Origin of the sequence: Novipirellula rosea (genome assembly GCF_039541335.1) — a bacterium.
GTDB lineage: Bacteria > Planctomycetota > Planctomycetia > Pirellulales > Pirellulaceae > Novipirellula > Novipirellula rosea.
Window position 1 is genome coordinate 94,048 of record NZ_BAABGA010000120.1, and the last position, 14,531, is coordinate 108,578.

General features: G+C 56.8%; 10 protein-coding genes. 6 read left to right on the forward strand and 4 right to left on the reverse strand.

Going from position 1 to position 14,531, the window contains the following annotated elements; translation table 11 throughout:
• Positions 1-34 precede the first annotated feature (34 nt).
• The gene (locus ABD971_RS32695) at positions 35-1,393 is read left to right on the forward strand and encodes an NAD(P)/FAD-dependent oxidoreductase (RefSeq protein WP_345327885.1); all 1,359 of its coding nucleotides are present in this window, start codon (positions 35-37) and stop codon (positions 1,391-1,393) included.
• Positions 1,394-1,689: 296 nt separating this feature from the next.
• On the opposite strand, the gene ABD971_RS32700 is transcribed toward ABD971_RS32695, so the two are convergent.
• Positions 1,690-4,251, reverse strand: coding sequence for a dockerin type I domain-containing protein (locus ABD971_RS32700; RefSeq protein ID WP_345327886.1), 2,562 nt, complete (start codon positions 4,249-4,251; stop codon positions 1,690-1,692).
• Positions 4,252-4,858: 607 nt separating this feature from the next.
• Here ABD971_RS32700 and araD point away from each other — a divergent pair.
• The 4 genes from araD (at position 4,859) to ABD971_RS32720 (ending at position 9,121) form a co-directional block, all read left to right on the forward strand.
• Positions 4,859-6,613 carry an L-arabinonate dehydratase gene (araD, locus tag ABD971_RS32705; RefSeq protein ID WP_345327887.1) on the forward strand — a complete coding sequence of 585 codons (1,755 nt, stop codon included), beginning with the start codon at positions 4,859-4,861 and terminating at the stop codon, positions 6,611-6,613.
• 65 nt (positions 6,614-6,678) lie between these two features.
• On the forward strand, positions 6,679-7,275 hold the full coding sequence (locus ABD971_RS32710; RefSeq protein ID WP_345327888.1) for a hypothetical protein: 597 nt from the start codon (positions 6,679-6,681) through the stop codon (positions 7,273-7,275).
• Between the two features lie 79 nt (positions 7,276-7,354).
• Positions 7,355-8,038, forward strand: a complete 684-nt coding sequence (locus ABD971_RS32715) for a hypothetical protein (RefSeq protein ID WP_345327889.1) — start codon at positions 7,355-7,357, stop codon at positions 8,036-8,038.
• Between the two features lie 36 nt (positions 8,039-8,074).
• Positions 8,075-9,121 (forward strand): methyltransferase, encoded by a 1,047-nt coding sequence (locus tag ABD971_RS32720; RefSeq protein WP_345327890.1) that lies wholly within the window; start codon positions 8,075-8,077, stop codon positions 9,119-9,121.
• Positions 9,122-9,372: 251 nt separating this feature from the next.
• On the opposite strand, the gene ABD971_RS32725 is transcribed toward ABD971_RS32720, so the two are convergent.
• Positions 9,373-11,100 (reverse strand): 30S ribosomal protein S1, encoded by a 1,728-nt coding sequence (locus ABD971_RS32725; protein ID WP_345327891.1) that lies wholly within the window; start codon positions 11,098-11,100, stop codon positions 9,373-9,375.
• A gap of 176 nt (positions 11,101-11,276) precedes the next feature.
• On the opposite strand from ABD971_RS32725, the gene ABD971_RS32730 reads away from it, so the two are divergent.
• A complete protein-coding gene (locus ABD971_RS32730) occupies positions 11,277-11,813 on the forward strand; it encodes a hypothetical protein (RefSeq protein ID WP_345327892.1) in 537 nt (178 codons plus the stop codon).
• A 434-nt stretch (positions 11,814-12,247) separates the two neighbouring features.
• On the opposite strand, the gene cysK is transcribed toward ABD971_RS32730, so the two are convergent.
• Both cysK and ABD971_RS32740 read right to left on the reverse strand, forming a co-directional pair.
• On the reverse strand, positions 12,248-13,189 hold the full coding sequence (gene cysK / locus ABD971_RS32735) for a cysteine synthase A (protein ID WP_339942832.1): 942 nt from the start codon (positions 13,187-13,189) through the stop codon (positions 12,248-12,250).
• A 285-nt stretch (positions 13,190-13,474) separates the two neighbouring features.
• Complete coding sequence (locus ABD971_RS32740) at positions 13,475-14,485, reverse strand: 2-oxoacid:ferredoxin oxidoreductase subunit beta (RefSeq protein WP_339942831.1); 1,011 nt, start codon at positions 14,483-14,485, stop codon at positions 13,475-13,477.
• Positions 14,486-14,531: the final 46 nt, after the last annotated feature.

The window sequence follows — 14,531 nt, forward strand, 5'->3', positions numbered from 1 at the left end:
TCGATCCTCTGCCTAACACAGGCCAGCTCAACCGATGCCATTCCAGAACACGCCCGCCCCGCATACGCCGGCCCCGCATACGCCGGCCCCGCATACGCCGGCTCGCCCCATGCCTGCTCAGCCCATTGCATCGTCCGGTGGCGAAACCCAGCATGTGGCAGTCGTGGGGGGCGGAGTGGTCGGTATCGCCTGTGCCCACTACTTGAACCTCCGCGGTTATCGCGTGACGGTGATTGATCGCGGACGCGTCGGCGGTGGGTGTTCGCACGGCAATTGCGGCTACGTCAGCCCCAGTCATGCATTGCCGCTCGCCGAGCCTGGTGCGATTTTCTCGACGCTCAAGGCGATGTTGAAATCGAATCCGCCGCTGCGAATTCGACCGGGATTGAACGTGCATCTTTGGAAATGGTTGTGGAATTTTTCACGTCGCTGTAACGAAACGGATTGGATTGAATCGGGGCACGCGATTCATCCGTTGTTGACGGCATCGATGCAGCTTTACGATGACTTGATTCGCGATTACCAACTGGATTGCGAATGGACCAAGCAAGGGTTGTTGTTCGTTTACAAAAATCAGCATGCTTTTGAATCGTATGCGGCGGTCGATGAGATGCTCCGTCGCGATTTCAACGAACCTGCTCGGCGGATGTCGGCAAGTGAGTTGCTGGAATTTGAACCTGGGCTGCAAGAGGATGTCGCGGGGGCTTGGTATTTTGAGCATGACGCCCATTTGCGGCCTGCCCGCTTGGTCGCGTCATGGCGTGATTCGCTGCAGAGCCGCGGAGTGACGTTTGTCGAGAATCAAACGCTCGAAGCGATTGTCGAATCGGCTGGCAACGCGCAGAGTCTTTCGCTGTCGAATCAGCAAGTCGCGGCAGATCAATTTGTGATTGCCACCGGCGCCTGGACACCGCTGCTCGAAAAGATGCTTCGCTTCCGTGCTCCGATACAACCCGGCAAAGGCTATTCGATCACGATGCCCCGGCCTGAGAACTGTCCCAGCACGCCGATGATTTTGCCCGAGCGTAAGGTTGCTGTGACCCCCTGGGGTTCCGAGCTACGCTTGGGGTCGATGATGGAGTTCATCGGCTACGACTCGAAGATATCCAAGAAACGACTCGGATTGCTGACGCGGGCTGCGGCTGATTACTTGAAGTGCAAGCTGCCTGAATCGTTCTCGGAAACCTGGTATGGATGGCGGCCGATGACGTACGACAGCACTCCGATCATCGGACGCTGTCCTTCCTTCTCGAACGTCTACTTGGCGTGTGGGCACAATATGCTGGGGCTGAGCATGGCTCCTGCGACCGGTCGCATGATCGCCGAGTTGGTCTCGGGCGATCCTCCGAGTCTGCAAGCTAAACCGTATCAAGCAGAGCGTTTTACCGCCTAAAGGGGCCTGCGCGATCGGGCGGCTGTTCCTGATAGGCCGCTGTTTCCTGTGGGCTGCTGCCTCTCGTGTGGCCTTACTTTTCGTGTGGCCCTATTTCTCGTGTGGCCCTATTTCTCGTGTGGATCGTCTTCTCTGCGGACAAACCAGAACCACAGCAGCCCCATGCTGGTCAGAATGAGTACCAGGGAAAAAACAGAGATAATCAGCGAGATCATGATGGGGAACAGATGGGTAGGGAAGTGGCGGAGGCATGACGGCTGTTACCGCTCGCCGCCCCTGTTCCGCATTCGCGAAAACTAGAACAACAAACCTTCTTCGCCGATGGCCAGGTTTCTCTCGTCGTCATTATCGCGGATCAAAGCATCCACTTGAATAGGGGTAACATTGACGGGGGGCTGCTCCCCTTGTGGCTCGCTTTGCCCGGTGCCCTTGCGATTCAATTCGTTAATGACCACCAATGCATCCAGAGGCGAGATCCGATAGTCACCATTGACGTCGTAATAAAGGTCCCCGCTGGGCTGCTCGATTTCAGGATCAAGTTCGCCATTGCCGCCACGAAACTGCAACGCGTTGATCACAACGAGTGCGTCGGCGGCGGTCACCAGACCGCTGGAGTCGACATCAAATGGATTCGCTGCGTTCTGGAATAAGGGAGCTTCGTCGTCAACCAAATCAATGCTCGCAGAATCCGAAACGTAGCCGCTCGCCGAGATCGTGTAGCTGAACTGCTCGGTTCGCTCAGGATCGTCGTCGTTCACCGGCGCCACATCGATCAGCAAGCTGGTCTGATTCGCGGGAATGACCAAGTCACCAGCGAAACCGAGTTCACTCGCATTGCCACCCGAAATTTGAATCGGCAGCGGTTGCGATACGTCGCTATTGCTGCGGGTGATCCGCAACTGTACCGCATTGGCTGCGTCCTCGCGGACCGTGTCCGCGGTGAAGACGGCGCTGAGTGTTTCGTGATCCTTGACCAGCAAATCGATCACGGCTGGATCGACGCCAGAACCCGAGGCGGACAATTCCAGCGACTGGTCTCCGTCAAGCAAGGCGTCGTCCACCGCCGCGACGGGAACTTTGACCGAGGTTGCATTGGCGGGAATGACCACGGTCGCGGGTACGCTGGCCTCACTGGGGTCCGTTGAATTTAGCCGGATCGTCTGCGGGCTGGTCGACGCGGGTCCCGAACGGGTGATCGTCAACTCGGCCGCCGCGTTTCCGCTGTTTTCCACAATCGAAGACTTGTCGAGCGTCAGCGATAATTTCGGAGGGGACGACACCGCAACGCTAAATGTTTTCTCATCGATTCCCCCATCGCCGTCATCCACACGGACACGGACGGTGAAGTTACCTGCGGTTGAATAGGTGTGCGTGCCGTCAAAGGAAGCCAGTGTCGGGCGGGTGGCGTTGCCCGTCTGGTTGATCGTCGCAACGCCCGAATCGACGTCGCTCCCGTCGCCCCAATTGACCGTGTAGGTGAATGTCTCGCTGCTGGACGGATCGGAAATCGATCCAATGTTGATGATCGAAAGGGGCGAGTTGACGACCACGTTTTGGTTCGCAGCGACGGAGAGTGTCGGTTTGACGTTCGTGACCGAAGCGGTCGTAACCGGGATCACCAGCTCACCTAGACTGCTGCCGGTCAAAACGATTTCCACAGGAAAACTGCCATTGTCGCCATAGACGTGATTGGCCGTGACCGTGACGGTCGACCCCACCAGCGTCCAACCGATGTCGTCCAAAGCCGCAACATCGAGCGAGGTGATCGGTTGTCGCTCGTTGTTATTGAGCGAGCTTCGCATCAGCGTCGCTTGGTTATCTGTATTCAAGATTGAATCAGCCCAGTGAAAGCTTTGATTCAGCGGCGGATTACTGGTCCCAACATAAGCCGCGTTTGCCTTCGCACCTGTAAAGGAGTTTCCATTGGTATAGGTGCTCCACGATTTATTGATCCCTGCGTTGCCAAACCCCAGCACGTGGGTCAATTCGTGCATCGCGACGGTAATGAAATCGGTTTGCCCGGGCTGAATGCCGTCAATGTCTTTGTTGAAGTACCAATTGGTTCCGTTGTTATCAAACGCGATCGAACCTCCCCACGGCCCAAAATCGGTTGGCGGCGATGCTTTGGCACCGGTCTCGCCACGGAACTGGACGGTGTCTCGAAACGCGTTGATGTTTGCGAGCTCTTGAGGCGTGATCGATCCGACACCGGGGAACGCGAATCCACCGGGACCGCCGCGGCCTCGTTCAAACCCACTCAAGTCGCGGGCGCCGGGAAAAATGACGAGCTCGTTGGCGTTGACTTTCAAATTTTTGGCAACCGCGTCGCGGGCGGTCCCATTGCTGTTGATTGTGGAATTGCCAGTCGATGGGTTCGTGAAATTGGCAATCCACTCCATCTTTGCTCCTGCGTTCGGATTGATCGCGTCGAGTTCATCCGAAAAACGACGAACAATCGAGTCGGCGGCAAGCTGCAGCAGTTCTCGTCGGTACTGATTCGCCCCCGAGAAAAATCCCGAGGAATCGAGTGAATAGTCAAAGCGGATTTTCAAGCCACCCGTCGCTGGTTGCGAATTGACCGCGGCGGCGGATTGCGTGCCATCACCCCAGCGGATTTGAGCGGAGACGTTGCCAAGCAGCCCCGTGGTGTCCACGTTGCGAACAATCTCAAACGGATCACCCTCGGCAACCAATAGCCGGCGGTCTTCGAGCGTTTGGTAGCGGATCTGCCGTGCAGCGCTGCGACGACGTTTTCGTCCCTGTTTTCTCGCTGGAGTTGGGAAGGGGCGGTCGATTTCGCCCGCGAAAACGGCGGTTGCAATGCGAGCCAGAATCGCTTGGGCAGTTGGTTTAAGCATAGCGAAGTGGATGGAGAGATGAGGTGACCAAGGGCGACTTTCCGTATCGACGCTGTCAACGCCGAGGGTATCAACGATTTGGAAGCTTGGGTAACGCCAATCGTGTTGGAAAAGCGGGGAATTAATTGTCGGCTTGCCGTACAGGGAGGCGTCCGCCACTGCTGCTCTGACAAAGATTCGTTCCTATTGAACGGTAGCCCCAATAATTCAGGTACCCCTTCGTTGGCGGTAAGCCATGAATTGGTTCCAGGCGAAAAGGACACCGCCGGCTAACAATGATGCGGTTAATCCGACAATTGACGGCAAAAGCGAGCTATGCAATCAGCATGCCCGCGAGTCTGGGAAACGCAAAAACAGCGGAGATCGGCTAACCGAAATAGGGTTCGCGTGATAGCATTTTGGCGTCGTCCAAGCCCACAGCGATTCTGCGGGGACAGACGGCGATTCCGCGATGGTCACTCGAACTGGTAAATTAGGGGCCTGGGACACCGTAATCTCGATTTTTTCCCCGCCCTTCGTTCTATTCAGCCGCGAGTGACTGTAACGCTCGGCGTCCCCCCCTCAAATTCCGCTCTTTTTCCTTCCTTCCCAAACTATCGATCTCCCCATGACCGCTACGAATTTTTCCGTCGATCCTGATAAAAATCGCGATCCCGAAACGCTTCGCTCGTACCGCTGGTTCGGCCCGGACGACATGCGGTCATTCGGCCACCGTTCGCGGTTGAAAGGGATGGGATTTGATGACATTGATTATCAAGGCCGGCCGGTCGTTGCGATCCTGAACACGTGGAGCGATTTGAACACATGTCATTCGCATTTTCGCAACCGCGCGGACGAGGTGCGTCGGGGGATTTTGCAGAGTGGTGGTTTTCCGGTCGAAGTGCCGGTGATGTCGCTTGGCGAAATGATGATGAAGCCGACCACGATGCTCTATCGCAATCTGTTGGCGATGGAGGTGGAAGAGGTTCTGAGGTGTCACCCCATCGATGCTGCCGTTTTGATGGGCGGGTGTGACAAGACGGTTCCCGCAATGTTGATGGGGGCGATCAGCGCCGACGTCCCCTCGGTCTTTCTGCCTGCTGGTCCAATGCTAAAAGCACGCTGGAAAGATGTCACGCTGGGCAGCGGCAGTGATGTGTGGAAATACTGGGACGAGCGACTGGCGGGCAACTTGTGTGACCGCGATTGGAATTGCATCGAAAACTGTATCGCGCCCTCGGCGGGAACCTGCATGACCATGGGCACGGCAAGCACGATGGCGTGTATCGCCGAAGCACTCGGATTCACCCTCGGCGGTGCTGCGAATGTGCCTGCGGTGGTAGCCGAGCATTCGCGGTTGGCGGTTGCCACGGGACGACAAGCGGTCGAGATGGCTTGGGACAAGCGAACGCCCTCGAGCTTTCTGACCGAACAATCTATCCGAAACGGCGTTGTCACCTCGCTGGCGATCGGAGGCAGTACAAACGCCATTGTGCACCTGATTGCCATCGCAGGCCGTTTGGGGATCGAGCTGACGCTGGAGCAATTCGACGAACTCTCGCGAATCACCCCGGTGCTGGGGAATCTGCGGCCCGCAGGCAAGTACTTGATGGAAGACTTTTATCATGCAGGCGGATTGCGAGCCCTATTAAAAGAGCTTGGTGATTTGGTCGACACAACGTGTCAAACGATCAGCGGATCGAGTCTGGGTGAGCAGATCGCGGATGCGGAAGTAGTCGAGCGAGATGTGATCCGGTCACGCGAAAGCCCACTTTCCCCAGCTGGAGGTACCTCGGTGTTGCGAGGCAATTTGGCGCCGAGCGGTTGTGTGATCAAGGCGCTCGCGGCGGAGCCACGCTTGCAGTGCCATCGTGGGCCTGCGGTGGTGTTTGATAATTATGCCGAAATGAAAAGCCGGATTCATGATCCCGAACTGAACGTCACCGCCGACAGCGTGCTGATTCTGCGTAGCGCCGGGCCGCTGGGGGCACCTGGTTTTCCCGAATGGGGCATGTTACCGATTCCGAAAAAGTTGTTGCAGGAAGGGGTGCGTGATATGGTGCGGATCAGCGATGCGAGAATGAGCGGGACCAGCTATGGGACATGTGTTCTGCATATTGCACCCGAGAGTGCTGCGGGCGGTCCTTTGGCACTGGTGCAAACCGGCGACGAAATTGAAATTGATATTCCAGGCCGCCGAATTCATTGGCATGTTTCTGACGACGAGATTGCGCGTCGTTCGCAGCAGCAGCCTGAAGCGAAGCCGTTGGCGAATCGCGGCTACCTGCATCTGTACGCCAACCATGTGATGCAGGCCGATAAAGGCTGTGACTTTGACTTCTTGGTCGGTCGCACGCCCGGCGCAGAACCTGATATCTTTTAGTGTCTGCGAGCGTGTAAATTCTTTCATGCAGATTTTGAGCGAAAATATTTCCTTGCGAGACCGACATGAGCGATGATCCCAATCCGTTCGCACGCCCCTCAGGCGAATCGAACCCCTACACTCCTTCGTCGTCCGCAGCGTCGATCGGCGGCGCGGGCGCAGTTCGGTTATCGGAGGTGCATTCGCGTGGAATGGTAGGCCAGATCCCGATCCTCGGTGTGTTGATGATCGTGCAAGGTGTGTTTATCACGTTGATGGGGCTGGTGTTTGGCGGGTACGCGTTTGCGATGCCGATGATTTTTCGCAGCATTCGCGAAGACGCGGCAAAGCAGGGAGCCAATCCGCCGCCAATGCCTCAAGAAATGGAACTGGGGATGCTGATCGGGCTTGGCGTCGCAGCGGTTTGTGTATTGGCCATCGCCGTATTTACCATCTGGGCTGGCGTGCGGGTTATCAAGTTCCAAAGCCGCACGTTCGCGATTGTCATGCTGTGCGTGGGCATGTTGATGTGTTTGACGTGCTACTGTGCACCGACTCAAATTGCATTATCGATCTATGGCTTGATCGTCCTACTCAACGGACCGGTGACTGACGCGTTTCGATTTGCCGAGAAAGGACACTCGGCACGTGAGATTCAGCAAGCGTTTTTGTCTCTGCCGTAAAACTTGCCTTATTCCTTCACTCGCGTTCCTTCACTCGCGTTCATTGCATCGTTCGTCCTCGCTTTCGGAATCGACCATCATGACTGAATCCTCTTCGGAAGCTGCGGGGCATCCCACGGAAGCCAATCCGTATGTTCAGGCACAATTGGCCGATGACGTCGCGGTCGTTCGGCCGACGGGGATCACGGTTGTTGCCGTGGTCTGCATCGTTGCGGGAATTTTGGGTGGGTTAAGTTCGCTGGGCAGCTTGGCGAATACGTTGTTCGCGCAGCGGTTTGCGTCGATGTTTACTCCGACGGGAGCCGCCGGCGAGATCCAAGGCGAGATGCAGCGTGAAATGATGGCAGTCCTTGGCAGGTACTACTTCGTCAATATCGCATTAAGCTTTTTGGGAATCGCGATTGGCGCGGCACTGTTTGCAGGCGGCATTGGTTTGATTCAACGCAAATTGTGGAGTCGATCGTGGATTCGCCGTACGCTGCTAGTCGCGATCTTCTTCGAAGCGGTGCGAGTCGTTGTCTACTCGCTCACTCAGTTTGAACTGTTTCCGGTGACGCAGGAATACATGCAGAAGATCGCAGGCCAGCAAGGCGGAGGCATGGGAGGCGAAACGATGGCATGGTTCTCGACCATTGGTGTGGTAATTAGCATGCTCTTTATCGTGGGATGGTTTTCGCTAAAACTGTTTCTGATGATTTGGGGACGCCGTTATTTAGCCAAGCCAATGCTCGATGGCTACTTTGGAGTGCCGGCGTCCTCGTAATCGCCTTCATTCCCCTTCTCTCCAGTGACGCCACTCATGTATGAATCTGCGATCCAGCCGCCTGTGGTTGATCCCACGCCCATCTTTGAGCTCTTTCGCGGCAGTTATGGTTCCGAGCTGTTGACCGCCGCGGTGGCTCATTTTGATCTGTTTGGTTGTTTGTCAGAACGCCCAATGACGCTCGAGGAACTTGGGGATCAGCTAGGGCTTCAGCCGCGTCCGGCGAACGTGTTGGTCACTGCGCTGCGTGCGATGGATTTGCTGCAGCAGCGTGACGGCAAGCTTTGTTTAACAGCCTTGGCGTCCGAGCATCTTGTTCCGGGATCGCGATTGGATTGTGGCGACTATTTGTCGCTTGCGGCTCAATCGCCCGGCGTGATGTCGATGGTCGACTTGTTGAAAAGCAATAAACCACTCGGGGCCGAAGGGGATTCCGGAACCGCGTTCATCTATCGCGATGGTGCAAAGTCGGCGATGGATGCCGAGGCGTCGGCGCGACATTTTACCTTAGCACTTGCGGGGCGAGCCAAGAATGTGGCTCCGGCGCTAGCCGAAGTTTTGCCGATCGGCGATGCCGAAACCCTCTTGGATCTTGGTGGCGGTACGGGGATCTACAGCTATGCGTTGCTGCAGAAAAATCCTCAGTTAGCCGCGGTCGTCTTCGATCGGCCGGACGTGTTGAAGGTCGCCCAAGAGTTTGCCGAAACCTACGGAGTGACCGATCGAGTGGAGTTGCATCCAGGCAATATGTTTGCCGACCCGCTGCCGCAAAACGTGGATGCGGTTTTGCTGTCCAACATCTTGCACGACTGGGATGTGCCCGAGTGTAAACAGTTGATACGTCGCTGCGTCGAAGCGCTGAAACCAGGCGGCCGGTTGTTCATTCACGATGTCTTCTTGAATGATTCGCTGGACGGTCCGCTACCGATCGCACTGTATTCTGCGGCATTGTTCTCGCTGACCGAAGGGCGTGCGTACAGCGAAGCGGAGTATCGGTCGTGGATGACCGAAGCCGGGCTGGCGAGCAAGGCCAAGGTCCCGACGCTGGTGCACTGCGGCGTGATCGAAGGTGTCGTGAAGTAGGAAGACGCAGCAGCGGTTCGCGTCGGACGCCGATTTGTCGATAACGCCGAGAGCCATCAACTCCGTTAGCGCTCGCGGCGCAAGCCCAATGCCATCTACTTTGGGTAGCGCTCGCGGCGCGAGCCGTCCGGTTGCGGCGGGTAAAGCGTTCGCTATTAACCAGGCGGCTTACGCCGCACCGCTATTAATAATCACCGCTCGAGCATCGCTCGGACGTTCCATCAGAAACGGATGGGGATTGAAACCCGTCTTTACCAACGCAACCCGAATCGCTCGCCGCCCGAATCGGTATTGTTACCACCGCGAAGCGGGCCCTGGTGAGTCGGTTTGACCGCGACTTCACGTTGAGGCTCGTCTTCTTCGACTTCGGGTTTAGCGTCGGCGTCGGCTGCTACGGCTTGAGCCGCCTTGATCGAGAGGGCGACTTTCTGTGAATCGCGGTCAAAGCTCAGGATCTTGACCTCGACTTCTTGGCCTTCGCTGACGAAAGCGTCGACCTTCGAAACGCGGTGGTGGGCCAGTTCGCTGATGTGGACCAAGCCTTCGACGCCCGCGGTCAGGCGGACGAAGCAGCCAAACGGCGCGGTTCGTGTCACGGTTCCCTTGTGGATCGTACCGACCGCAAAGGTGGCCTCGGCGGTGTCCCACGGGTTTTCCAGCAAGTCGCGATAGGACAAACCGATCTTGCCGGTTTCCTTGTCGATCTTGTCGATGGTGACCTTCACCATCTGCCCTTCTTGAATGACTTCGCTTGGATGCTTGATTCGTTCCCAGCTTAATTTGCTGACGTGGATCAGGCCTTCGAGGCCACCGAGATCGACGAATGCACCAAAATCTTTGACGTTGCGAACAACCCCTTCCAAGGTGTCGCCGACTTCGATTTTCTCAAGCTGCTCTTTGCGTTTTTCTTCTCGTTCGCGTTCCAGGACGGCGCGTCGGCTGAGCACTAGGTTGCCGCGACGTTCGTTCGATTCGGTGACGATACAAACGAGTTTTTGGTCGACGAATTCCGACAGGTCTTCGACACGGTATTCGGTCACTTGGCTGATCGGCATAAAGCCACGCATGTTACCGACTTTGCACTCGAGTCCACCGGTGTTGTGACCGGTTACGACCGCTTCGACAACGGTTCCTTCTTCGATGTCTTCCCAATCGTTGACTTCGACCGCCGATCCGGGCAGCGTCAGCACGTACAGGCCATCTTCGCGATTGAAACCTCGCACCATGACTTCGATATTGTCATTGGGCTTGGGTTCTTCGCCGGTGAATTGTTCAAACGGCACGACACCTTCATCGGGGCCCCCGAGTGAAACGAAGACTGTGTCATCATTGATTTTTAGCACGCGGCCATGGACGCGGGCGCCCTCGGCAAGCGGTTCGCGGCGGTCGGGCATCCCGGCATTGCCACCCAACATCGATTCGACATCGGCCAGACCGAGTTCCGCATCAAGTTCGGCTTGCAGGTCCGCCGACAACGATTCGCGTCGGTTCGGAACCGCGACCTTCTTGGCGGAGACGGGAGCGGACGATGCTGGCTTGGATGCATCATCACCAGGCAAGCGTGGGGTGCGGTTCTTGGACTTCTTTTTCGGTTTCTTGGCAGCGTCCGCGGTCGCGGCAGCGAGTTTTTCTGGCGAAACCGAAGGGGACGCGGGCTTGGCAACCCCGAGGCCGCGAGACGCTAAGGGGCCCGCGCCGCGAACGGCTCCGGCCAACGGAGCGGCCGAGGGCGAAGCGGGAGTGCCGGGCGTTTTTGCCGTACTGGTCTCTGGAGCACTGGTTTCTGAAGCACTGGTTTCTGAAGCACTGGCCTGAGCGTTTGCGTCGGTTGTGTCCGCCGAGTTCGCAGTCGGTTCGTTGGGGCTCGCCGAGGCGGCTGCCTCGGGGGTCGCCGACTTTGCATCGGCCCCTGCGGGGGACGATGCAGCGGATGCGTCAGAAACGGGAAGGTCAGAAGTCGGATTGTCGCCGTTAGTCATCAGGTCTCTGCAGGGGGCAGGAGCGAAGCGAAGAGGGAATTACGATGAAGGCCATTGTAATAAGTTGCCGTCATCGCCGTGTCGCAGTCTAGCAATCCAGACGGCGTCCCGGTAGCCTTGCTGGTCATTGTTCACCCCAAAATCCGATTCCATTTGTAGTACACCGAGGCGACGTTTTGCCAAACTTGGACTCCTTTTGCACGAAGGCTTTCTCTGGATTCTCGAGCGAACTGATCGAGGCGATTCAAAATGCACCGATGCCCGACCTGGGCGATGGGTCCCGTAGCGGGGGGGAGGGTGTCGCCACGCTCCAGTCGCTGCTTCGCAGCAACGATATCGCCAAGTCGATCAACGCGTCTTCGCCGCTAGGAGCCCAATTGTGCACCAGCGGATTGTGGCTTTTGGCGGGCGATTTGGACCGCAGCCATCGAATTAGCCAGGATATTGACGAAAAAGAGGGCAGTTTTTGGCACGGAATCATGCATCGTCGTGAAGGCGATTTCAGTAACGCAAAGTACTGGTTCCGCCGTGTCGGCAAGCATCCCGTGATCACGCAACTCGCCGAGATTTGTGGAGACCACTTTCGCAGTCCCGAAGAATTCGTCGACGCCTGTGCCGAGGCGACCCGAGGATCGACGCAGTTGTACGGCCAATGCCAAGACGTGCAGTGGAAAGAATGGCAATCGCTGATGGCTTACTGCGTCGCCCTCTAAAAAAACGAAAAAATTTTTTCGCAATCCGAGTCAACTGGTCGCTAAAACAATTCCGATAAGAAATCGTGTTGGAGGACGAATCGGCACACCATTGTGTGGGGCAACACGCCGATGGGTATTCTAGCACCGCATTTGGGCCTAGGTCTTTAGCTCAGCGACGATCCAGCATGATTCGTCGCACCGGGGGGCAAAGACCTGGGCCTTTTTTTATGCGCCGATGGTATTTTTGCGGCGATCATCTTGGCGAAGCACTGCCAGGATTCGAAGCACCGCCTGGTTCCTATCCAAGTCGGTCGCATCGGGCTCGCGCCGCGCTGCCGTAAGAACGCAGCAGCGGCGAGCGATTGGTTTTGGCGAAAACTGCAAGGTGCTTGATTTGCAGGGGCCCGATTCGCAGGGGGCCTGATTCGCAGGATGGCCGCGAATCGTGGGAGCTACATTCCCAGGTCGCCAAACAGGGGCGTGCTGAGGTAGCGTTCGCCCAGGCTGCACATGATCGTGACGATCCGCTTGCCCTTCATTTCAGGACGTGCGGCGACTTGAGCCGCAGCCCACATGTTCGCTCCGCTGCTGATCCCCGCCACGATGCCTTCTTCTTTGGCTAGTCGGCGGCCCCATTCAAACGCATCTTCGTCATCGACTTTGACCACTTCGTCAACAATTGAAGTGTCGAGATTTTTGGGGATAAAACCGGCGCCGATCCCTTGGATGCGGTGTTTCCCAGGGTCGCCACCGCTGATGACGGCCGAGTGGATCGGCTCGACGGCGATCGCTTTGAAGTTCGGGTTTTGTTTTTTCAGGTAACGAGCTGCCCCGGTGATCGTTCCGCCGGTGCCGACACCCGCAACCAAGACATCAATGTTCTGGCCGCTGTCGGCCCAGATTTCGGGGCCAGTGGTCGCTTCGTGAATCGCGGGGTTCGCAGGATTTTCGAATTGCTGAGGCATGTAGGCGTTGCTGTTTTCGCTGACCAATTCGCCCGCCTTGTTGATCGCTCCCTTCATTCCTTCGGCTGCAGGAGTCAGGACCAATGTGGCGCCCATCGCGCGAAGCAGTGCACGGCGTTCGACCGACATCGATTCGGGCATGGTCAGAGTTAACTTGTAGCCTTTGGCGGCGCAAACGAACGCTAGCGCGATCCCCGTGTTTCCGCTGGTCGGTTCGATGATGTGCGTATCTTTGTTGATCTTGCCGTCGCGTTCTCCCGCTTCGATCATCGCCACGCCGATACGGTCTTTCACGCTATTGAGCGGCTGAAAGAATTCGCATTTCGCGAACACTGTCGCGCCATCCGCGGGGACCAGTCGATTGATTTGGATCATCGGGGTATCGCCGATGGCCTTGGAAGCGTCCGAATAAGTTTTTCCGCGGGGCATATCAATTTCCAAATTAAGAGTTGCAACGGATAGAACGAGCACGCGAGCAAGCTGCAGAAGACGCAGTTCGCTCGCCCGCTCACCCTCAGCGTTATCGGCTGAGGTCATATCTGCTTGAGCATTCCGATTCGCTCAAGCCGATAATTTGTCAGGGATGAGAATTAGGGTTAGTCGCAGCGAAGGTCGTCAAGGCTTTCGTTTTATCGGCACTTTGGTTTGTCTTCTGTGCGATACGAAACTCACGCGTGAGTTTGGCTGCCCCTAAATTTACCTTTGGCTCGGCCCCTAGGCGACGTCCCAGGTGTCACCCGAGTTGAAGAGGGCCTGCAGGTCTCCCTCGCCCTTTTTCTGTTTGGCAAGCGTGACTTGGTCGTTGATCTGGTCGTTGTAAGTGGCGACCCCTTCGACGGCTCGCAGCACACCGATCGGTTCAGGCATTTCCGGGTATCGCATCCGAGCCAGCATCATTTGGATCGAGGGATTCATTTCCTTTTCGTCATGAATCAGCAAGTCGTCTGCGGGCACGTCGGCCACGTTGACCACTTCAAGATGATTGCCGACCAACCGCACTGCTTTGTCACTGTTGGTGCCAAAGATCAGAGGCTTGCCGTGTTCGAGCTCGACCACGTTTTCAGCCCGTTGCTTGCGTTCTTGGGCATAAGCCATTGCGCCGTCATTGAACACGTTGCAGTTTTGGTAAACCTCGACCAGCGACGTCCCTTTGTGCTCGGCTGCTCGCTTTAGCGTTTCACCGAGGTGTTTGACGTGCGCATCGATGCTTCGTGCGACAAAGGTTGCCTCGGCCGCAAGCGCGACCGACAGCGGATGCAGCGGATGGTCGATCGAGCCCATCGGGGTGCTCTTGGTGACTTGTCCCTCGGTGCTCGTCGGGCTGTATTGGCCCTTGGTCAAACCGTAGATACGGTTGTTGAACAGCACGATGTTGATATCGAGGTTACGGCGAAGGCAATGGATAAAGTGGTTGCCGCCGATCGACAGCGCATCACCGTCGCCCGTGATCACCCAGACCATCAAGTCAGGCCGCGTCGATTTCAGCCCCGTTGCGAACGTAGGGGCGCGACCGTGGATGCTGTGCATTCCGTAGGTGTTCATGTAGTACGGAAATCGGCTGCTGCAGCCGATTCCGCTGATGAACACGGTCTTTTCACGAGGCACACCCAGTTCGGGGAGCACTTTTTTCATTTGCGCCAAGATCGAGTAGTCGCCACATCCAGGGCACCAACGAACGTCTTGGTCCGAAGCAAAGTCGGCCGCTTTTAAAACAGGAAGATTCATTTCAGAAAGATTCGAAGTAAGTGTGTTGCTGAGGGGGAACGAACGT